The organism is Sphingomonas sp. (assembly GCF_039594485.1).
In the GTDB taxonomy this organism is placed as follows: Bacteria; Pseudomonadota; Alphaproteobacteria; order Sphingomonadales; family Sphingomonadaceae; genus Sphingomonas.
On sequence record NZ_JBCNNI010000009.1, the window covers coordinates 47839 to 66870 of the forward strand.

Annotated in this window: 17 protein-coding genes; 13 read left to right on the forward strand and 4 right to left on the reverse strand. The window is 67.1% G+C overall.

Translation table 11 applies throughout. The features are described 5' to 3' along the window. Positions 1-160 precede the first annotated feature (160 nt). A complete protein-coding gene (locus ABDV78_RS05955) occupies positions 161-547 on the forward strand; it encodes a hypothetical protein (RefSeq protein WP_343526390.1) in 387 nt (128 codons plus the stop codon). Positions 548-715: 168 nt separating this feature from the next. On the opposite strand, the gene serA is transcribed toward ABDV78_RS05955, so the two are convergent. Both serA and ABDV78_RS05965 read right to left on the reverse strand, forming a co-directional pair. Next, positions 716-2293: a phosphoglycerate dehydrogenase gene (gene serA, locus ABDV78_RS05960; protein ID WP_343526391.1), complete on the reverse strand. Its 1578-nt coding sequence runs from the start codon at positions 2291-2293 to the stop codon at positions 716-718. A gap of 83 nt (positions 2294-2376) precedes the next feature. Beyond that, positions 2377-3531: a phosphoserine transaminase gene (locus ABDV78_RS05965; RefSeq protein WP_343526393.1), complete on the reverse strand. Its 1155-nt coding sequence runs from the start codon at positions 3529-3531 to the stop codon at positions 2377-2379. Positions 3532-3858: 327 nt separating this feature from the next. Here ABDV78_RS05965 and ABDV78_RS05970 point away from each other — a divergent pair, with 327 nt between their 5' ends. The 3 genes from ABDV78_RS05970 (at position 3859) to ABDV78_RS05980 (ending at position 7382) form a co-directional block, all read left to right on the forward strand. Continuing rightward, positions 3859-4521 (forward strand): extensin family protein, encoded by a 663-nt coding sequence (locus ABDV78_RS05970; RefSeq protein WP_343526394.1) that lies wholly within the window; start codon positions 3859-3861, stop codon positions 4519-4521. A 33-nt stretch (positions 4522-4554) separates the two neighbouring features. After that, a complete protein-coding gene (locus ABDV78_RS05975; protein ID WP_343526395.1) occupies positions 4555-5442 on the forward strand; it encodes an LOG family protein in 888 nt (295 codons plus the stop codon). 200 nt (positions 5443-5642) lie between these two features. Next, a complete protein-coding gene (locus ABDV78_RS05980) occupies positions 5643-7382 on the forward strand; it encodes a chloride channel protein (protein ID WP_343526396.1) in 1740 nt (579 codons plus the stop codon). A gap of 152 nt (positions 7383-7534) precedes the next feature. Here ABDV78_RS05980 and typA read toward each other — a convergent pair whose 3' ends face one another. Beyond that, positions 7535-9376, reverse strand: a complete 1842-nt coding sequence (gene typA, locus ABDV78_RS05985; protein WP_343526397.1) for a translational GTPase TypA — start codon at positions 9374-9376, stop codon at positions 7535-7537. 151 nt (positions 9377-9527) lie between these two features. Then, positions 9528-12494 (reverse strand): insulinase family protein, encoded by a 2967-nt coding sequence (locus ABDV78_RS05990; protein ID WP_343526398.1) that lies wholly within the window; start codon positions 12492-12494, stop codon positions 9528-9530. Between the two features lie 218 nt (positions 12495-12712). Between ABDV78_RS05990 and ABDV78_RS05995 the strand changes: the two genes are divergently transcribed. From ABDV78_RS05995 to miaB, 9 genes are all read left to right on the forward strand, one after another. After that, on the forward strand, positions 12713-13495 hold the full coding sequence (locus ABDV78_RS05995; protein WP_343526399.1) for an aspartyl/asparaginyl beta-hydroxylase domain-containing protein: 783 nt from the start codon (positions 12713-12715) through the stop codon (positions 13493-13495). Positions 13496-13578: 83 nt separating this feature from the next. After that, complete coding sequence (locus ABDV78_RS06000) at positions 13579-14151, forward strand: NifU family protein (protein WP_343526400.1); 573 nt, start codon at positions 13579-13581, stop codon at positions 14149-14151. Then, positions 14151-14741, forward strand: a complete 591-nt coding sequence (locus ABDV78_RS06005; RefSeq protein WP_343526401.1) for a malonic semialdehyde reductase — start codon at positions 14151-14153, stop codon at positions 14739-14741. Before ABDV78_RS06000 ends, ABDV78_RS06005 begins: the two co-directional genes overlap by 1 nt. A gap of 7 nt (positions 14742-14748) precedes the next feature. Continuing rightward, positions 14749-15387 (forward strand): tRNA (adenosine(37)-N6)-threonylcarbamoyltransferase complex dimerization subunit type 1 TsaB, encoded by a 639-nt coding sequence (gene tsaB / locus ABDV78_RS06010; protein ID WP_343526402.1) that lies wholly within the window; start codon positions 14749-14751, stop codon positions 15385-15387. Further along, positions 15387-15857, forward strand: a complete 471-nt coding sequence (locus ABDV78_RS06015) for a GNAT family N-acetyltransferase (protein WP_343526403.1) — start codon at positions 15387-15389, stop codon at positions 15855-15857. The genes tsaB and ABDV78_RS06015 overlap by 1 nt, the downstream gene beginning before the upstream one ends. Positions 15858-15957: 100 nt before the next feature. Further along, positions 15958-16380 (forward strand): Fur family transcriptional regulator, encoded by a 423-nt coding sequence (locus ABDV78_RS06020; RefSeq protein ID WP_343526404.1) that lies wholly within the window; start codon positions 15958-15960, stop codon positions 16378-16380. After that, entirely contained in the window at positions 16377-17126 is a 750-nt protein-coding gene (locus tag ABDV78_RS06025; protein ID WP_343526405.1) for a lysophospholipid acyltransferase family protein, read from the forward strand. Before ABDV78_RS06020 ends, ABDV78_RS06025 begins: the two co-directional genes overlap by 4 nt. A 71-nt stretch (positions 17127-17197) precedes the next feature. Beyond that, on the forward strand, positions 17198-17593 hold the full coding sequence (locus ABDV78_RS06030; RefSeq protein ID WP_343526406.1) for a hypothetical protein: 396 nt from the start codon (positions 17198-17200) through the stop codon (positions 17591-17593). A gap of 47 nt (positions 17594-17640) precedes the next feature. Continuing rightward, positions 17641-18963, forward strand: coding sequence for a tRNA (N6-isopentenyl adenosine(37)-C2)-methylthiotransferase MiaB (gene miaB / locus ABDV78_RS06035; protein WP_343526407.1), 1323 nt, complete (start codon positions 17641-17643; stop codon positions 18961-18963). Positions 18964-19032 lie beyond the last annotated feature (69 nt).

Here is a 19032-nt window from a genome sequence, read left to right on the forward strand (position 1 = left end):
ACCTCGATCGCCCACCGAGCCAGAAATGATCGGATTCGAGCCAAGCCCTCCCCGGTGACCTGCCAAATGTCAAAGCCTGGAAAACCACTATCCACGCTGGACGACCGTAGTTTTAACAAGCACGTTGATCGACACGTTCACGAACCAGGGCCGGAACAATATGGAATTCCTGTTCGAAATAATGCTCCAGTTTGTCGGCGAGATATTACTTCAGGTGCTGTTTGAATTCGTGGTCAAGCTCGGGCTCCAGGGGCTGGGCGCACCATTCTCAAGTCCAAAAAGCACGCTATTCAAGACGTTTGGCTATATTCTCTGGGGAGCCGCAGCAGGCGGAATCAGCCTCCTGATCATCCCATCACCGATTATCGAGAATAACGGGCTGCGTATTGCAAACCTCATTATCACTCCGATCGCGGCAGGTAGCATCATGTGGCTGCTGGCGAGGAAAAAGGTACGAAAAGGCGCACCGCTCGTCGCCCTGGATCGCTTCGGTTATGCCTTTTACTTCGCCCTGGCAATGAGTTCGGTGCGTTTCATCTGGGCATAGTAGATCACCGATGCCGCAATTCTGATCCCCCTCGTCGGCGGGCAGGCAACTTGCCTGTCCCACCTAACGGGTTTCAGAATGAGAGTAGAAGCGGGGCAGAACGCTACCGACCGCCCCACCCTTGTGCTCGCCCAACCCTCTCCCCAGCGGGGAGAGGGCTTTCACGATTTAGAACACCAGGCCCATCGCGGTCTTCACGCCCGGAAGCGCCTTGACCTTGGCGAGCAGGTCCGCGTCCACCGCCTCGTCGACCGAGAGCAGCAGCACCGCCTCGCCACCCGCCGAGCGACGGCCGAGGTGGAAGGTGCCGATATTGACGCCCGCCTCGCCCAGCGTGGTGCCAAGGCGACCGATAAAGCCCGGCGCATCCTCATTGACGACGTACAGCATCGGCCCGGCCAGATCGGCCTCGACCTTGATGCCGAACAGTTCGACCAGGCGCGGGGCCTGATCGCCGAACAGCGTGCCCGCGACCGAACGCTCGCCATCCGCCGTCTTCACCGAGACGCGCAGCAGCGTGTGGTAATCGCCCTCGCGCTCGGTCCGCACCTCGCGCACCTCGACACCGCGGTCGCGGGCGAGCAGCGGCGCGTTGACCATGTTGACCGTGTCGGTCTGGTTGCGCAGGAAGCCCGCCAGCACCGCGCTGACCATCGGTTTGGCATTGAGATCGGCCGCCGCGCCCTCGGTGTGGACCGAGATGCGGGTGATCGCGCCCGTGGTGAGCTGCCCGACCAACGAACCGAGCTTTTCGGCCAGCGCCATATAGGGCTTCAGCTTGGGGGCTTCCTCGGCCGACAGGCTGGGCATGTTGAGCGCGTTGGTGACGCCGCCCGACACCAGGAAATCGGCCATCTGCTCGGCGACCTGAATCGCGACATTGACCTGTGCCTCGGTGGTCGACGCGCCCAGATGCGGGGTCGAGATGAAGTTAGGCGTACCGAAGAGCGGGCTTTCCTTGGCGGGCTCGACCTTGAACACGTCGAGCGCCGCGCCGGCGATATGGCCCGAGTCGAGTCCGGCCTTGAGCGCTTCCTCGTCGACCAGGCCGCCACGCGCACAGTTGATGATCCGCACGCCCTTCTTGGTCTTGGCGAGATTCTCCGCCGACAGGATGTTGCGGGTCTGGTCGGTCAGCGGGGTGTGCAGCGTGATGAAGTCGGCGCGGGCGAGCAGCTCGTCCAGCGTCACCTTCTCCACGCCCATCTCCAGCGCCCGCTCAGGGGTCAGGAAGGGATCGAAGGCGACGACCTTCATCCGCAGGCCCAGTGCGCGGTCGGCGACGATCGAGCCGATATTGCCCGCGCCGATCAGGCCCAGCGTCTTGGACGTGAGTTCCACGCCCATGAAGCGGTTCTTCTCCCACTTGCCCGCTTGCGTCGAGGCATCGGCCTCGGGCAACTGGCGGGCGAGCGCGAACATCAGCGCGATGGCGTGCTCGGCGGTGGTGATCGAGTTGCCGAACGGGGTGTTCATCACCACCACGCCCTTGGCACTGGCGGCGGGGATGTCGACGTTATCGACACCGATCCCGGCGCGGCCGACGACCTTCAAATTGGTCGCATGCTCCAGGATGTCCTTGGTGACCTTGGTCGAGCTGCGGATCGCCAGGCCGTCATACTGACCGATGATCGCCTTCAGCTCGTCGGGTGTCTTGCCGGTGATTTCGTCCACCTCGACCCCGCGCTCGCGGAAGATCTGGGCGGCCTTGGGGTCCATTTTGTCGCTGATGAGAACTTTGGGCATGGGTCACCTCGTCACCCCGGCACGGCCGGGGATGGGGAATGGGGAAGGTCCCCGGCACGCGCCGGGGCAAAGGATCAGAAAGGTCAGGCCTTGGCGGTGGCGTAGGCCCAGTCGAGCCAGGGGCCGAGCGCCTCGATATCGGCGGTTTCGACCGTGGCGCCGCACCAGATGCGCAGGCCGGCCGGCGCGTCGCGATAGCCCGCCACGTCATAGGCCGCGCCTTCGGCTTCCAGCAGCGAGGCCATCTTCTTGATGAGCGCCTCGTCCGCGCCCTCGACCGTCAGGCAGACGCTGGTGGTCGAGCGGATCGCCGGGTCGGCGGCGAGATGACCCAGCCAGTCACGCTCCTCGACGATCTTGTTCAGCGCCGCGGCATTGGCGTCCGAGCGCTTGACCAGCGCCTCGGGCCCGCCAAGACCCTTACCCCATTCCAGCGCGAAGATCGCGTCCTCGACGGCGAGCATCGACGGCGTGTTGATCGTCTCGCCCTTGAACACGCCCTCGGCCAGCTTGCCCTTCGACACCAGGCGGAACACCTTGGGCAGCGGCCAGGCGGGGGTGTAGGTTTCGAGACGCTCGACCGCGCGCGGACCGAGGATCAGGACGCCGTGCGCGCCCTCGCCGCCCAGCACCTTCTGCCAGGAGAAGGTGGCGACATCGATCTTGTCCCAGGGCAGGTCATAGGCGAACACCGCGCTGGTCGCATCGGCGAAGGACAGACCCTCGCGGTCATCGGCGATCCAGTCGCCGTTCGGCACGCGCACGCCGCTGGTGGTGCCGTTCCAGGTGAAGAGCACGTCGTTCGACCAGTCGACCGCGTTGAGATCCGCGATCTGGCCGTAATCGGCGCGCAGCACGGTGGGTTCGAGCTTCAACTGCTTGACCGCGTCGGTCACCCAGCCCTCGCCAAAGCTTTCCCAGGCCAGCGTCGTCACGGGACGCGCGCCCAGCATGGTCCACATCGCCATCTCGAACGCGCCGGTGTCGGAGCCGGGGACGATGCCGATGCGGTGGGTGTCGGGCAGCTTGAGCAGTTCGCGCATCAGATCGATGCAATATTGCAGCCGCTGCTTGCCCAGCTTCGAGCGATGCGAACGGCCGAGGCTGTCCGTCGCGAGCTTGGCCGCGTCCCAACCGGGAGGCTTGGCGCAGGGGCCGCTGGAGAAATAGGGGCGCGCCGGTTTGGTGGCGGGCTTCGCAGGCGCAAGAGTGGCGTCGGCGGCAATCACATCAGTCATTTAAGACTCTCCTCACAGAGAGCACGCGCGGCGTTGGGGCCGCGTGGCCCGTCGACGGCCCTAGCGATGCCGATCGAAGATGACAACCATAATCGCCATCACGCAATATTGCGTCAGCTTCGGCCTCTCGACATTCGCATGTTGCCCCCGCATTCTCCCACGCGTTCGGAGCCCTTCGTGGGCGAGCGGCCAAAGCGTCGGTGGATGGGGCGGCGCACGCGCCATCCTGGCCAGCCTGGGAACGCATGTCGCAGAACCGCCTCCGAATGGCTGATCCACGGGGCAAGCGGGGCTGACAAAAGCGAAGCGGCGCGGGAAAGGAGGCGCATGGTTCGCGTTCCCCCGTCACTGTTCCTCCCGATTCTCGGGGTCCTGCTGCTCTCCGCCTGCGGACGCAGTGACCGGCCGTCGCAACCCGCCTCGCGCCCCGAACCCTATCGTCCGCCGGTCCGCGAAACCGCGCAATGCGAGGCCGATCTGCGACGCGAGGGCGTGGAGTATCGCCGCCTGCCCGACAAGGAACTCGGCCCCGGCTGCGGCCTGTACGGCGCGGTCCAGTTGACCGATATCGGCGTGCCCGTCACCGGCGTCACGGCGATGCGATGCGGCAATGCCCGTGCCTTTGCCGGATGGATCCGAAACGCGGTCGCCCCCGCCGCCTGGCAGATCCTGGGATCCGAACTGGTCAAGGTCGAAGGGATGGGCAGCTATGCCTGTCGCAACATCGTCGGCACCTCCCGCATGGGCGACCGGCGATCGGGCCATGCGCTGGCCAATGCCGTCGATGTCGGCGGCTTCGTGCTGAAGGACGGACGCCGCATCACGCTGCTGAACGACTGGCATTCGCCCGACCCGCGCGTGCGGCAGTTCTGGACCACCATTCGCGCCTCGGCCTGTCGGCGCTTCGGCACGGTGATCAGCCCCGATTACAATGCGGCGCACCGCAATCACCTCCACCTGGAAGATGATAACGCCCATTTTTGCCGGTAGCATCGGACCCGGCGATCCCCTACATCATCCGAAATGACCGATAAGACCCAAGTACCGAACCGCGTCTTCCCCAATGCCAGCCAGGACGCCGAGAGCGCCAAGACGATCGTCTCGACGCCGCAGACCGAAAGCCCCGCCTATAAGCTGGCCTTTCAGGACATGGACTTCCTGCTGCGCGAAGACCTCCGCCCCGTGCGTTTCCAGCTGGAACTGCTGAAGGCGCAGCTTCTGCTCGAAGAGGCCAAGATCGGCTCGACCTTCGTCTTCTATGGCTCGGCACGTATTCCCGAGCCCGCCAAGGCCAGGGCGCTGCTCGACCTGGCGCATGACGACAAGTCGCGCCGGATCGCCGAGAAGCTGGTCGCCAAGAGCAAATATTACGACATCGCGCGCGAGCTGGCGCAGATCACCAGCCGCCTGCCCCGCGACGATCGCGGGATGCGGCAATTCGTCGTCTGCTCGGGAGGCGGCCCGTCGATCATGGAGGCCGCCAATCGCGGCGCGCATGACGTCGGCGCCGAGTCGGTGGGCCTCAACATCGTCCTGCCGCACGAGCAGGCACCCAACCCTTACGTCACGCCCTCGCTGAGCCTGCAATTCCACTATTTCGCGCTGCGCAAGATGCACTTCCTGCTGCATGCACGCGCGCTGGCGGCGTTCCCGGGCGGCTTCGGCACGTTCGACGAACTGTTCGAACTGCTGACCCTGATCCAGACCGGCAAGATCCAGCCCATCCCGGTACTGCTGTTCGGCCGCGAATTCTGGGAACGCGTCGTCAATTTCGAGGCGCTGGTCGAAGAAGGCGTGGTGTCCGAGCGCGACCTGGGCATCTTCACCTATGTCGAAACCGCCGAGGAAGCCTGGGACGTGGTGCGCAACTTCTACGAGGAACGTGCCCGCAAGGACGCCGAGCGGGGCTGACCCCGCCCCAACGCCGTTATCTGCAACGCCCGTCTTCGCGAGAAGGCGGGCGTTGTCATTGGGGGGCTGATCAACATTCCCCCCGCGGGAAGGTGGCAGGCCGAAGGCCTGTCGGAGGGGTGTTCCCCTATCGAGAGGCGCGACACCCGTTGCGCCATACCACTGGCCGCATGCGCCGAATCCCGACATAGCCGCTTACCATGTCCGTCATCCGACTCGCCCCGCCCTGGGTGCGGCGCAAGGTTCGCGCCAGCGAAGCCAGTCTTGTCCTGCTGGCCATCGCTATCGGCGCGGGGGCCGGACTGCTCAGCGTCCTGCAGGGGGCGGTCGCCCGCACGTTGCAACATTGGCTGTTCGCGCTGGGATCGGATCAGCGGTTGAGCGCGACCACAACCATCACACCGATCACGCTGCTCGCCCTGCCCTTTGGCGGGCTGGTGCTGGCCCTGTTCTCCAAGGCGACGCGCGCGCGCCAGCGGCGGCTGGTCGACGCAGTAGAGGCCAATGCGCTACATGGCGGCCGGCTGTCCTGGTCCGACAGCCTGGTGATTTCCGGGCAGACGATCATCTCCAACGGCTTCGGCGCGTCGGTCGGGCTGGAGGCCGCCTATGCGCAGTTGGGCGCGGGACTGGCCTCGATCGCGGGTGGCTGGCTTCGGTTGCGGCGCGGCGACCTGCGCGTGCTGGTGGGGGCGGGCACCGGGGCGGCGATCGCCGGGGCGTTCGGGGCCCCGCTGGCTGGTGCCTTCTACGCCTTCGAGATCGTGATCGGCGCCTATACACCCGCCGCCATCGCGCCCGTTGGAGCGGCGGCACTGACCGGGGTGCTGGTCGCGCAGATGCTGGGCGCACAGCCCTATATCGTCAACGCGGTCGCGGGCGAGCCGGTGCTGAGCCACCATTATCTGATCTATGCCGGGCTCGGCGCGATCGCGGCGGTTCTGGGCATCGTCCTGATGCGCGCGGTCGCCGAGATGGAGGCGCTGACCCGTCGCCTGCCGGTGCAGGCGTCGTGGCGACCTATGCTGGGCGGCGTCCTGCTGATCCCGCTCGCGCTGCTGACGCCGCAGGTGCTGTCGGCGGGGCACGGCGCGCTGCACCTCGACCTGGAACATGGCCTGCCGCTCAGCTTCCTGGCAGCGATCTTCATCATGAAGAGCGCGGCCTCGGTGGTGTCGCTGGGCTTCGGCTTTCGCGGCGGGCTGTTCTTTGCCTCGCTGTTTCTCGGCAGCCTGTTGGGGCACATCTATGCCGACATCATCGCCTGGGGCGCGGGGTCGGCGATCGTCGATCCGCAAAATGCCGCGCTGGTCGGCATGGCAGCCTTTGCCGTCGCGATCGTCGGCGGGCCGATGACGATGGCGATGCTGGTGCTGGAGGCGACACACGACTTCTCGCTGGCGGGCGCGGCGATCGCGGCCTCGCTGGTCACCACGACGATCGTGCGCGAGACGTTCGGCTATTCCTTCTCGACCTGGCGGCTTCACCTGCGCGGCGAAACGATCAAGAGCGCACGCGATGTCGGCTGGATGCGCACGCTGACGGCCGGGCGCATGATGCGCCGGGTCGAGCGCGCCACCCCCGCTGCGCTGACCATTGCCGAGTTCCGCCGTGCCTTTCCGCTCGGTTCGACCAGTCGGGTCGTGCTGATCGACGATCAGGATCGTTATGCCGGGATCGTCCAGACCGCGCGCGCCTATGCCGACGGGCTTGATCCAGCGGCGGCGATCGGTACGCTGGCCATCCACCGCGAGCAAGCGCTGCTGCCCGATGCCGATATCAAGGCGGTGATGGGCGCGCTGGATGCTGCAAATGCCGACGAACTGGCGGTGATCGGCCCCGATCGCGCGGTGCTGGGGCTGTTGTCCGAGCCCTATGTCCGGCGACGCTATGCCGAGGAGCTGGACAAGGCGCAGCGGGAGCTTTTTGGCGAGCATTGAGGATCGCGATCTCGCCACCCTTCCGGCGAGCGACCGCTGTCGGACCATCCCGCAAGGACCGATGGGCAGGGCGGAATGGACACACCGCCGATTCCCCCCAAAGAAAAAGGGCCGGACGCTTCCGTCCGGCCCCCATTTCCACGGGCGGGCTGTTACGCCGCCTTCGAGCGCGCGGCGCGCTTGCGCTCATTGGGATCGAGGAAGCGCTTGCGCAGACGGATCGACTTCGGGGTCACTTCGACCATTTCATCGTCGTCGATATAGGCGATCGCCTGTTCCAGCGTCATCTTCTTCGGCGGGGTCAGGCGGATGGCGTCATCCTTGCCGCCCGACGCGCGGAAGTTGGTCAGCTGCTTCGCCTTCATCGGGTTGACCTCAAGGTCATCCGTCTTGGCGTTCTCGCCGATGATCATGCCTTCGTACAGCGCCTCGCCATGGCCGACGAACAGGATGCCACGCTCTTCGAGCGGACCCAGCGCATAGCCCTGCGCCTCGCCGGCGCCGTTCGAGATGAGGACGCCGTTCTTGCGGCCCTCGATCTTGCCCTTGTGGGGGCCGTACTTCTCGAACAGGCGGTTCATGATGCCGGTGCCGCGCGTGTCCGACAGGAACTCGCCGTGATAGCCGATCATGCCGCGCGAGGGCGCGGAGAAGGTGATGCGGGTCTTGCCGCCGCCCGAGGGACGCATGTCGGTCATCTCGGCCTTGCGCAGGTTCATCTTCTCGACGACCGTGCCCGAATATTCTTCGTCCACGTCGATGATGACGGTTTCATACGGCTCGGTCTTCTTGCCGTCCTCGTCCTCGCCGAACAGCACGCGCGGGCGGCTGATGCCCAGCTCGAAGCCTTCGCGGCGCATCGTCTCGATCAGAACGCCCAGCTGGAGCTCCCCGCGACCGGCGACCTCGAAGCTGTCGCGGTCGTCGCTCTCGGTGACCTTCACCGCGACGTTCGATTCGGCTTCGCGCATCAGGCGGTCGCGGATCATGCGGCTGGTGACCTTGGTGCCCTCACGCCCCGCCATCGGCGAATCGTTGACCGCGAAACGCATCGACAGCGTCGGCGGATCGATCGGCTGCGCCTGGAGCGGCACGGTGACCGAGGTGTCGGCGATGGTGTTCGCCACCGTCGCGACCGCCAGACCCGCCAGCGAGATGATGTCGCCCGCCTTGGCTTCCTCGACCGGCACGCGGTCCAGGCCGCGGAACGACAGGATCTTCGACGCGCGGCCGGTTTCGATCACATTGCCATCGGCGTCGAGCGCGTGGATCGCCTGGTTCAGCTTGACCGTGCCCGAGTTCACGCGGCCGGTCAGGATGCGGCCCAGGAAGTTGTCGCGGTCGAGCAGCGTCACCAGGAAGGTGAAGGGCACGTCCTCAACTTCCACCTTGGGGGCGGGTACGTGGTTCACGATCGTCTCAAACATCGGGATCAGCGTGCCTTCGCGCGCGTCCATATCGGTCGAGGCATAGCCGTTGCGGCCCGAGGCGTAGAGGACGGGGAAGTCGAGCTGCTCGTCATTCGCATCGAGCGAGACGAACAGGTCGAACACTTCGTCCAGCACTTCCTGGATACGCGCGTCGGCGCGGTCGACCTTGTTGACGACGACGATCGGCTTCAGGCCCAGCGCCAGCGCCTTGCCGGTCACGAACTTGGTCTGCGGCATCGCGCCTTCCGACGAATCGACCAAGAGGACGACGCCGTCGACCATCGACAGGATGCGCTCCACCTCGCCGCCGAAGTCGGCGTGGCCGGGCGTGTCGACGATGTTGATGCGGATCGACTCGTCGCTGCCCGGAGGAGTCCAGTCGACCGAGGTCGGCTTGGCGAGAATGGTGATCCCCCGCTCCTTTTCCAGGTCGTTGGAGTCCATCGCGCGCTCTTCGACGCGCTGGTTGTCGCGGAAGGTGCCCGACTGGCGGAACAGCTGATCAACCAGGGTCGTCTTGCCATGGTCGACGTGCGCGATGATCGCCACGTTGCGGAGGCTCATGCAAATTTCTCTTGTTCGGAGGGTATGTCGCCGGGGCCCATAGCCGAAATGCGGCCGGAGCGAAAGGGCGGCGCCGATTTCGCACCGCACAAAGATCGGGAAGCGGCAGAAGCGCCGGAAAACGCGTCCGCTTTTCCCCCCGCGATGGGAATCACTTCGCCCTTGGCACGACCTTTAGCGTCCAGTCGGTATCGGGTCGCAGGAAGCGCTTGGCCACCGCCTGGATATCGGCGGGCCCGATCGAGACGAAATCCTGTGCCATCCCCAGCGTGGCGTCGATGCGCCGCTGGTCATAGGCACCCCCGGCCAGCCGCTGCATCCAGAACTGGTTGCCGGCGGACATGCGCATCAGCCGCTGCGCCATCGGGCTCATGATCCGTTGAAGCTCGTCCGCGTCGATCGGCCGCGCGGCCAGATCGGCGGCGATGGCGCGCGCGGTCGACAGGAAAAAGTCCACCTTGTCGGGCGCGACCATGCCGATCGCGATCATCCGTCCGCCTCCGGGCAGGCCGACCGGCCACTGGCTGGCGACCTGCGGGCTGTAGCTCGCCCCCGCCTTCGAGCGGAGCTGGTCGATCAGCCGGTCGGAAAAGACCTGCGCCAGCACGTCCAGCCGGGTGCGCAGTCGATCATCCTCGATTCCGCCGCCGGTCGGCCAGGCGATGACCGCCGCCGCCTGGTCGGCGGGGCCGCCATGGGTCAGCACCACGGGCGTCGCGACATGCGCGGGGAAGCGCACCGGCGGCACAGGTCCGGCCGCCCCTTTTCGCGGCGGGATCGCGCCGAAACTCTCCGCCACCGCCTTGATCGCCTGATCGGCCTTCACGTCGCCGAACACCGACACCTCGATCGGACCGGAGGCGAGGATCGGGGCCCAGAGCGCCTTGAACGCGGCGGGGGTGGTCGCCTCCACCACCTCGCGCGACGGCGTGCCCCAGCGTGGATCGCCATCACGGAGCAGCCGTTCCAGGTCGCGCGACAACACCCCGTCGGGCGAGGAGTCGAGTCCGGCATAGCCCGCCAGCATCGCGGCCTTGGCACGGTTGAGCGGGGCTGCGTCCCAGCGCGGGGCGATCAGCTTGGCCGCCATCAGCTTCAGATTGTCGGCATAATCGTCGGGCGAACTGAGCGCACCCAGCGAGAAGGCGTCATCATCGATCGCGAAATCCAGTCCCATGCGCCGCCCGGCGGTCAGCCGGTCGAGATCGCCCTGGTCGAGCCGCCCGATCCCCCCCTCGATGAGCGCAAGGCCCGCGGCCCAGGCCGGGCTCTCGTGGGTCGCGGGCAGTGCGGCATAGCCACGACCGAACCGGACGCGCAGATAGACACGCGCCGTCTCCCCGTCATTGGGCAGCAACAACAGGCGGACGCCATTGGCGAAAGTGACCTTCTCCAGCCCCAGCGCACCCACCGCCTGTCGCGAGACGACCTTGCCGGGTGCCCCCAGTCGGGGCAGTTGCGCGAAGCTGACCACCCCCTGTCGACGGCGATGCTCGGCCAGGGGGCGGACATCGGCCTTCAGCGCGGCGGTCAGCCGGGCGACGACATCGGGTTGCGCGGTGCGGGTGTTGACCAGCGCGCGGGTGATGCCCTGGAAAATCCTGTGCGTGGAGGCCTGCACCGTCTCCGGCGTGAACATCCGGGCCGCCACCGCCTGTTTGTAGATCCCATAGCTGGTTTCGGGCGCGGTCACGGTTTCGCGAATGTCGAGCGCCCCGACCATGTCATCGGCCTGCTTGGCACCGGCCTCGACCCGTGCGGTCTCGACATCGGTGCGCAGCAGGGCGTCGTAATCGGCGAGTTCGCGGTCGATCTCCCCCTGTGTCGGCGGGGTCGCCATCGCGTCGGCGATCACCGCGCGCACGTCCTTCAGCGCGGCTTCCCAATCCTCGCCGATCGGCACGATGTTGACCGTCGTCATATTGGCCGAGCGCGATACATCGTCGAGCGAGACGCTGGCCTGCAGGAAACTGCCCCCGGCCCGCGCGCGCGTCTCCAGGCGGCGACTGATCAGCCGGGCGGCCAGCATGTCGACCATCCGCTTCTGGTTGAAGATCGCGGTGTCGCTTTGATAGCGCCAGGGCCGCATCACCGCCATCGTCACGACCGGCGGCATGGCGGGCTCAACCAGCGCACCCGCCATCGGCGCATCGGCGCGGGGCGTGCCGAAATCGGGATCGGGCGGATTGGTGCCGACGCCCTTCCAGTCGCGGAAATTCTTCGTCACCAGCCGGGCGAACAGGAGCGGATCGAGATCCCCCGAAATGACGACCACCGTGCGTTCGGGGCGATACCAGCGATCATGGAAGGCGCGCACGCTGTCGGGGGTCGCCGCCTCCAGCGTGGCCAACTGGCCGATCGGCGAACGCTCGGCCAGCGGTTGCCCCGCGAACAGCGTCTCGCGCATCGTGTCGGAGGCGCGGACCTGCGGCCCCGGCTGTTCGCGCCGCTCGGCCAGCACGACCGGCCGCTCGGCATTCAGCGCCTCGGTGCTGATCGACGGCGCTGCCATCATGCCCGCCAGGATCTTCAGGCTTTCGTCCAGCCCCGCCTCGGTCGCGCCCGGCAGATCGAGCTGATAGACGGTCTGGGTCGGGGTGGTCGAGGCGTTGGAGTCCGAGCCGAAGGTCGCGCCCAGACGCTGCCAGATGCGCTTGGCCTCGCCATCGGGAACATGCTGCGACCCGCGGAACGACAGATGCTCGATCAGATGGGCATAGCCGCGCTCCGAATCGCGCTCGTTGAGCGACCCCGCATCGATCCGCACGCGCACCGCCACCTGTCCCGGCGGCGCACCGTTGCGACGCACGGCGAAGCGCAGGCCATTGGGCAGGGTTCCGAACTTCCACGCCTTGTCCTGCGGCAGGTCCGAGTCCCTGTAGAGCCATGGGCTCTGGTCGACGCCGGGGATGGGCGGCAGCGGGGCCAGCGGATCGCTGGCCGCCTTGCCGGCGGGTGGCACGATGATGGTTGCCGGGACGGGCAGGCCCTGAGGAACCGAATTCGGCGGGGTCGGAGCAGGCGGGATCGAACGATTGTCCGCCGGGCCGGGACGCGGCGCCTGACCGATGACGGGCAAGGCCAGTCCGAGAAGGACCGGCAGGGCAAGACTGCGCATCGCGCGGGACGGAAACGCCATAGCCCCTCTTATCGTGCCGCGAGTCCGATCGCCAGTCGCCCCTGAATCGCCTCAAACTGCCTCTTTTCGGTGCCAGCTCACCGGCCCATCGCCATGATTTCGACCCACAAGCCGCCTATCCCGATTCCCGAAGCGTTGCGACACGAGGCCGCCCAACGACCCGCGCAAGGCTTGTTGCCGGGGATGTTCAAAGCATTATGAGCAAAACGATGAATGCCGGTGTCCTGCGCGACGCGCCGGGCGCAATATGGCACAAATCGGGCGAGCCGGTCGGCCATCCCCCCGCCCCTCATGCCGCGACTCTCCATTCCGCCCGGGCGGCGACTCCGTGTGGCAGCGCCAATCGGACCGCGCCGGTCGCACTGGCGCCGCTGCCCTGCGATGGCCCCATGCCGCTCCTTCACCGGATGGCCGCCGCGCTGAACCGCGTGATCGCCGCATCCTCGCTGGTGTCGACCAAGCCGCTGCTCGACGTTCGCGATTTCGGCTGGACGGCCGAACTGCGCCGCCGCTGGGCCGAGATCCGGGTCGAGGCGCTGGCGCTGACCGGCCCGGACTTCTCACCAAGCGCGAGCGGCACCGTGCCGCTATGGCGGGACGGCGGAGCGATCGGGGAATGGCTGGCCCGCTGCCCCCGCACGGCCGAGGCGATCGCCGCGGTGCCCGGCCTGCACAGCGCGGCCTTCGCGGTGCTGTCGCCGGGCGCGCATATCGGCCCGACGCGAAGCGCGACCAAGGCGTTGATCACCTGCCAGTTGGGGGTCACGGTGCCGCGCGACGGCGATGTCAGGATGCGGCTGCGCGATCGGGTGGTCCGCTGGGCCGAGGGCGAGACGCTGCTGTTCGACGAGACTTGTCCGCACGAGGTTTGGAACGACAGCCGCGACGCGCGAATCGTGCTGCTGGTCCGCTTCGCCCGTCCGCTGCGCCAGCCGGGCCGCTGGATCGCCGACCGGGTGCTGCGCCGACTGGGCGCCTAGCCCGCGCATGGCTTTGCGGGGCGAAACACATCCTTTCGTGCCCCGCGCTTGATCCCCGCGGCCACCCGCGCCACATGGGGGGCATGCTGATCGAGACCGAACCGACGCCCAATCCGGCGACGCTGAAATTCCTGCCCGGCCGCAAGGTCATGGACAGCGGCACCCGCGACTTCGCCTCGCCCGAGGAAGCCGCCGCCAGCCCGCTGGCCGAGGCGATCTTCGACCTGGGTGACGTGACCGGCGTATTCTTCGGCCGCGATTTCGTCTCGGTCACGATCGCGCCTGGCGTCGACTGGTCGGATGTGAAGCCCGATGTGCTCGGCATCCTCCTCGATCATTTCTCCGCGCAGATGCCGCTCTTCAAGCAGGGCGCGGCCGATTTCGCCGTGCCGGGCGAGGAAGAGGCATTTTCCGACTCGCCCGAGGACGCCGACATCGTGGCGCAGATCCGCGAGTTGATCGACACCCGCGTCCGCCCGGCGGTGGCCAATGATGGCGGCGACATCGTCTATCGCGGGTTCGACAAGGGCAAGGTCTATCTGAAGATGCAGGGCGCCTGTGCCGGCTGTCCCTCTTCGACCGCGACGCTGAAGAACGGCATCGAGCAGTTGCTGCGCCACTATGTTCCCGAAGTCACCGAAGTAAGGGCGGTTTGATGAATCCGATCGACGACACCGGCCTCGACCGCCTGTTCCGCGAAGGCCGCACCTTCAACCATTATCTCGACCAGCCCGTCGGCGAGGAGGAAATCCGCGCGCTCTGGGACCTAGTCAAGATGCCCCCGACCTCGACCAACCAGAGCCCCGCGCGGCTGGTCTGGTGCCTGAGCCAGGAATCGAAGGACAAGCTGGCCGACTGCGCCTCGGGCAGCAATGCCGAGAAGATCCGCGTCGCACCCGCCACGGTCATCATCGGCATGGACGTGAACTTCCACGAAAAGCTGCCGGAACTCTTCCCGCATGTCGATGCCAAGAGCTGGTTCGACGGCAATACCGAACTGCGCGAGGCCTCGGCCTTCCGCAACAGTTCGCTCCAGGGCGCCTATCTGATCCTCGCCGCGCGTGCGCTGGGACTGGATACCGGGCCGATGTCGGGATTCGACCAGGGAAAGGTCGATGCGGCCTTCTTCGCCGATCAACCGGGCGTTCGGTCGAACTTTATCGCCACCATCGGCTATGGCGACCGCGCGACGCTGCACCCGCGCAATCCGCGCCTGGCGTTCGAACAGGCCAACCGGATCGTCTGAGCCGAACTTGCGCACACTGGTCATCGACACCGCCACCGCTGCCTGCTCGGTCGCCCTTCTCGACGGCGACCGGGTGGTCGCGCACGCGCATGACGTGGTCGGGCGCGGCCACGCCGAAAAGCTGGTGCCGATGATCGCCGCCCTGCCCGATGGCGGGCGGGCGGCGCGGATCCTGGTCGATTGCGGACCGGGCAGCTTTACCGGCATCCGCGTCGGCATCGCGGCCGCGCGCGGGCTGGCGCTGGGCTGGGGCATTCCGGTTTCCGGCTACAGTTCGCTGGCGTTGATCGCCGCGGCGGCGTTCGCCAGCCGCGACGACCAGATGCTGACGGTCGTGCTGGAAGGCGGACATGGCGAGGTGTTCGTGCAGGGCTATGCCCGCGACCTGACCGCGCTCGGCCCCTTCGCATCGATGAAGCCCGAGGCCGCGCTGGCTGCGGTCGAAGGACGAGTAGCGGTCGGCAATGGCGTGCGTTGGCTGACCGCGTTGCGGCCCGATCTGCCGGTCGTCGAGGCGCTGCCCGAGGCCGCGCAGGCGTGGCGACTGCCCGACACGCTGATCGATCTGGCCCCGCGTCCGGTCTATGGCCGAGCCCCCGACGCCAAGCTGCCCGGCGGGGTCACGCCACCCGGGGTCGCCGCCTGATGGCGAGCCTCAGCGTGCAGTTGCGCGCCGGGGATGCGCGGGATGCGGGAGTGGCGGAGCAGGTCATGGCCGCCGCCTTCGACCCGCAATGGGGCGAGGCATGGACCCGCGCACAACTGCTGGGTGTGATGACGATGCCCGGCGTCCAGTTGCTGATCGCCGAGGTCGATGGCGAGCCAGCCGGCTTCGCGCTGACCCGGTCGGTGATGGACGAGGCAGAACTCCTGCTGCTCGGGGTCGTGCCGGATCATCGCCGGACGCGGGTCGGCAGCATGCTGGTCCATGCGGTCATGGGCGACTGCGCCGCCAGCGGGGTGACCATGCTCCATCTGGAGGTGCGCGCCAACAACCCGGCGATCCATTTCTACACCGCGCACGGCTTTGCGAAATGCGGCGAGCGGCGCAATTATTACAAGGGCGGCGACGGGCAGCTTTACGACGCGCACAGCTATGCCCGCGCGATTGGCTGATCCGATCACAGTTTCCTGGTTATTGCGAGTCGCTATCCCCTTTTCGCAACAAGCCTTTGCGCGTACATAGGGTGACGAACACCCGGAGTTGAACGTTATAATGGCCCGCAAAATCGATCTCGAAGCGCTGTGCGCACAAAAGGGACTGCGCATCACTGAACAGCGTCGCGTGATCGCCCGCGTCCTGTCGGAGGCGGAGGACCACCCGGACGTGGAAAAGGTCTATGAGCGCGCCGCCAAGATCGATCCGGGCATCTCGATCGCGACGGTGTACCGCACCGTCCGCCTGTTCGAGGAGGCGGGCATTCTGGACCGTCACGATTTCGGCGATGGCCGCGCCCGTTACGAACCCTCGCCCGAGGCGCATCACGACCATCTGATCGATGTCGAGACCGGGCGCGTGATCGAGTTCGTCGATCCCGAGCTGGAGTTGCTGCAAAAGGCGATCGCGGAAAAGCTGGGCTTCCGCCTGGTCGATCACCGGATGGAGCTTTACGGCGTCAGCCTCGACCGCAAGGTATGATCGCGGCGATCGCCAGGACGGACACCGACAGCAAGGGCGGCCTGCGTGCAGCGGGTCGCCTTTTCTGCATCCTGGGCGTGCTGCTGGGCGCTTTGGCGCTGCATGGCCTGTGGCGGGTGCTGGGGCGGTTCTCTCCCTGGCCGCGGCGTTTCCTGCGCCAGGTTGCCATCATTCTGGGTGCGGATATCCAGGTGATCGGCACGCCGCTGCGCCGGGATGTGATGATCGCGGCCAACCATCTGAGCTGGTTCGACATCCTGCTGCTCGCGGGAACCGCTGGCGCCCGCTTCGTCGCCAAGGCGGAGGTGGCGCGCCTGCCGCTGATCGGCTGGCTGGCGAGCCTCAATCGCACGCTCTTCGTCGAGCGCGGCGACCGGCTGGGCGTCGGGGACCAGGTGAGCGCGATCCGCGCCGCCCTAGCCGATGGACAACCGCTGGCGGTGTTCCCGGAGGGGACCACGGGTGACGAGCTGACCCTCCTGCCCTTCAAGCCCGCGCTCTTCGCCGCCCTGCTCCCGCCGGTGCCCGGCATCCGGGTGCAGCCGGTGCGGATCGACTATGGCGCGGCGGCGCACGATCTGGCGTGGCTGGGCACCGATCCGGGCGACGCCCATGCCAAACGCGTGTTGCGACGGGCCGGGCGGTTCACCGTCACGCTCCACTTCCTCCCATGCTTCGACCCGGCCGCTTTCCCCGATCGCAAGGCCATCGCGGCGGAGGCGCGGGCGCGGATCGCGGCGTCCTGAAAATCGGTCATCGCCATGGGTGGGACACCGCGATAGGGTCTGTGCGGACATAGCCGCTTTGGGGGGACGCCGTGCTCAAGACGATCCTTGTTACCGCCAGCCTGCTCTCCGCAACCGCCGCCGATGCTCAGACGGGCAGTCCCTGCCCCGACGGCACCCAGCCCGCGACCATCCGGCACAGCAGGATCAAGCCCGGCGGATGGCCGATTTTCGCCAGGGCGGTCGCGGCGCACAATGCCTGGTATGTCAGCCACAAGGACCCGACCCGCACCAGCCTGCTCCGTGTCCTGACGCGCGGGACCGGCGGCCCGGTGGTCAGCGATGCGGAAGCGGTGACCATCACCCGCTATGGCCCGACCAAGCCGAACGCACCCCATGACGCGGCCTATTCCGCCTTCACCGACTTGTACCGCCAGAGCAGCGAGATGGCGGACGAGACCCGCGTCTGCCTGCCCGCCGGTGGCTGAACGCCGGGTGCTGGCGAGGGCGCGCGATTTGCGATAAGGGGCGGCGCATGCCCGCATCCCCCAAGACCTTTCACGTCAAGTCCTTCGGCTGTCAGATGAACGTCTATGACGGCGAGCGCATGGCCGAACTGATGGCCGCGCAAGGCCTGTCCGCGACCGACGATGCCAGCGCCGCCGACCTGGTCGTGCTCAACACCTGCCACATCCGCGAGAAGGCGACCGAGAAGGTCTATTCGGACATTGGCCGCCTTCGCAAGGACGCAGGCGAGCAGGGTCGCAAGCCGATGATCGCGGTCGCGGGCTGCGTGGCGCAGGCCGAGGGCCCGGAGATCGTCCGCCGCGCCAAGGTGGATGTGGTGGTCGGCCCGCAGGCCTATCACAACCTGCCCGCGCTGGTCGCCAGGGCCGCAGCGGGCGAGGCCGCGCTCGACACCGACATGCCGGTCGAATCGAAATTCGGCCATCTGCCGGGCCGCCGCAAGGTCGGCCCGTCCGCCTTCATGACCGTGCAGGAGGGGTGCGACAAATTCTGCACCTATTGCGTGGTGCCCTATACGCGCGGCGCGGAGGTCAGCCGGTCCTTCTCCGCGATCGTCGACGAGGCGCGGGCGCTGGTCGATGCGGGCGCGCGCGAGATCACGTTGCTCGGCCAGAACGTCAATGCCTGGAACGATGCCCTCGACTGCGGCCTGCACGGCCTGATCCGGGAACTGGACCGGATTCCGGGCCTGCACCGCATCCGCTACACCACCAGCCACCCCAATGACATGACGCAGGGGCTGATCGACGCGCATCGCGACGTCGAAAGCCTGATGCCCTTCCTCCATCTGCCGGTGCAGTCGGGCAATGACCGCGTGCTGAAGGCGATGAACCGGCAGCATACACGCGACAGCTATATGCGGCTGATCGATCGCGTCCGTGCGGCGCGGCCCGATATCGCGCTGTCGGGGGACTTCATCGTCGGCTTCCCCGGCGAGACCGAGGCCGAGTTCGCCGACACGCTGAGCCTGGTCGATGCCATGGGCCATGCGCAGGCGTTCAGCTTCAAATATTCCCCCCGCCCCGGCACCCCCGCCGCGACCATGGCGGATCAGCTTCCCGCCGACGTGATGGACGACCGGCTTCAGCGGCTTCAGGCCGCTCTCAACCGCGACCAGCATGCGTTCAACGCCGCCAGCGTGGGCCGGACCTGTACCGTCCTGATCGAGCGACGCGGCAAGCTGCCGGGCCAGATGCTGGGCAAATCGCCCTGGCTGCAATCGGTCCACCTGATCGGCGACCATGCGATCGGCGATCTGGTCGAGGTCGAACTGGTCGCGGCCGGGCCGAACTCGCTGACCGGACAGGCCAAGGTGAAGGCGGCGGCGTAAGGCCGCCCAGGGCGTAAACCGCCCAGCCACCACCAATCTTGCCCACGACGAGACGCGGAGGGCGCAAAG

What these genes read in the sequence shown, in the direction of transcription:
- ABDV78_RS05995 (WP_343526399.1), top strand. Translation starts at nt 12,713, where the DNA reads ATGAGCAAAACGATGAATGCCGGTGTCCTGCGCGACGCGCCGGGCGCA.
- ABDV78_RS05975 (WP_343526395.1), top strand. Translation starts at nt 4,555, where the DNA reads ATGACCGATAAGACCCAAGTACCGAACCGCGTCTTCCCCAATGCCAGC.
- ABDV78_RS06005 (WP_343526401.1), top strand. Translation starts at nt 14,151, where the DNA reads ATGAATCCGATCGACGACACCGGCCTCGACCGCCTGTTCCGCGAAGGC.
- ABDV78_RS05990 (WP_343526398.1), bottom strand. Translation starts at nt 12,494, where the DNA reads ATGCGCAGTCTTGCCCTGCCGGTCCTTCTCGGACTGGCCTTGCCCGTC.
- ABDV78_RS06020 (WP_343526404.1), top strand. Translation starts at nt 15,958, where the DNA reads ATGGCCCGCAAAATCGATCTCGAAGCGCTGTGCGCACAAAAGGGACTG.
- ABDV78_RS05965 (WP_343526393.1), bottom strand. Translation starts at nt 3,531, where the DNA reads ATGACTGATGTGATTGCCGCCGACGCCACTCTTGCGCCTGCGAAGCCC.
- typA (WP_343526397.1), bottom strand. Translation starts at nt 9,376, where the DNA reads ATGAGCCTCCGCAACGTGGCGATCATCGCGCACGTCGACCATGGCAAG.
- ABDV78_RS05955 (WP_343526390.1), top strand. Translation starts at nt 161, where the DNA reads ATGGAATTCCTGTTCGAAATAATGCTCCAGTTTGTCGGCGAGATATTA.
- ABDV78_RS05980 (WP_343526396.1), top strand. Translation starts at nt 5,643, where the DNA reads ATGTCCGTCATCCGACTCGCCCCGCCCTGGGTGCGGCGCAAGGTTCGC.
- ABDV78_RS06025 (WP_343526405.1), top strand. Translation starts at nt 16,377, where the DNA reads ATGATCGCGGCGATCGCCAGGACGGACACCGACAGCAAGGGCGGCCTG.
- miaB (WP_343526407.1), top strand. Translation starts at nt 17,641, where the DNA reads ATGCCCGCATCCCCCAAGACCTTTCACGTCAAGTCCTTCGGCTGTCAG.
- serA (WP_343526391.1), bottom strand. Translation starts at nt 2,293, where the DNA reads ATGCCCAAAGTTCTCATCAGCGACAAAATGGACCCCAAGGCCGCCCAG.
- ABDV78_RS05970 (WP_343526394.1), top strand. Translation starts at nt 3,859, where the DNA reads ATGGTTCGCGTTCCCCCGTCACTGTTCCTCCCGATTCTCGGGGTCCTG.
- ABDV78_RS06015 (WP_343526403.1), top strand. Translation starts at nt 15,387, where the DNA reads ATGGCGAGCCTCAGCGTGCAGTTGCGCGCCGGGGATGCGCGGGATGCG.
- ABDV78_RS06000 (WP_343526400.1), top strand. Translation starts at nt 13,579, where the DNA reads ATGCTGATCGAGACCGAACCGACGCCCAATCCGGCGACGCTGAAATTC.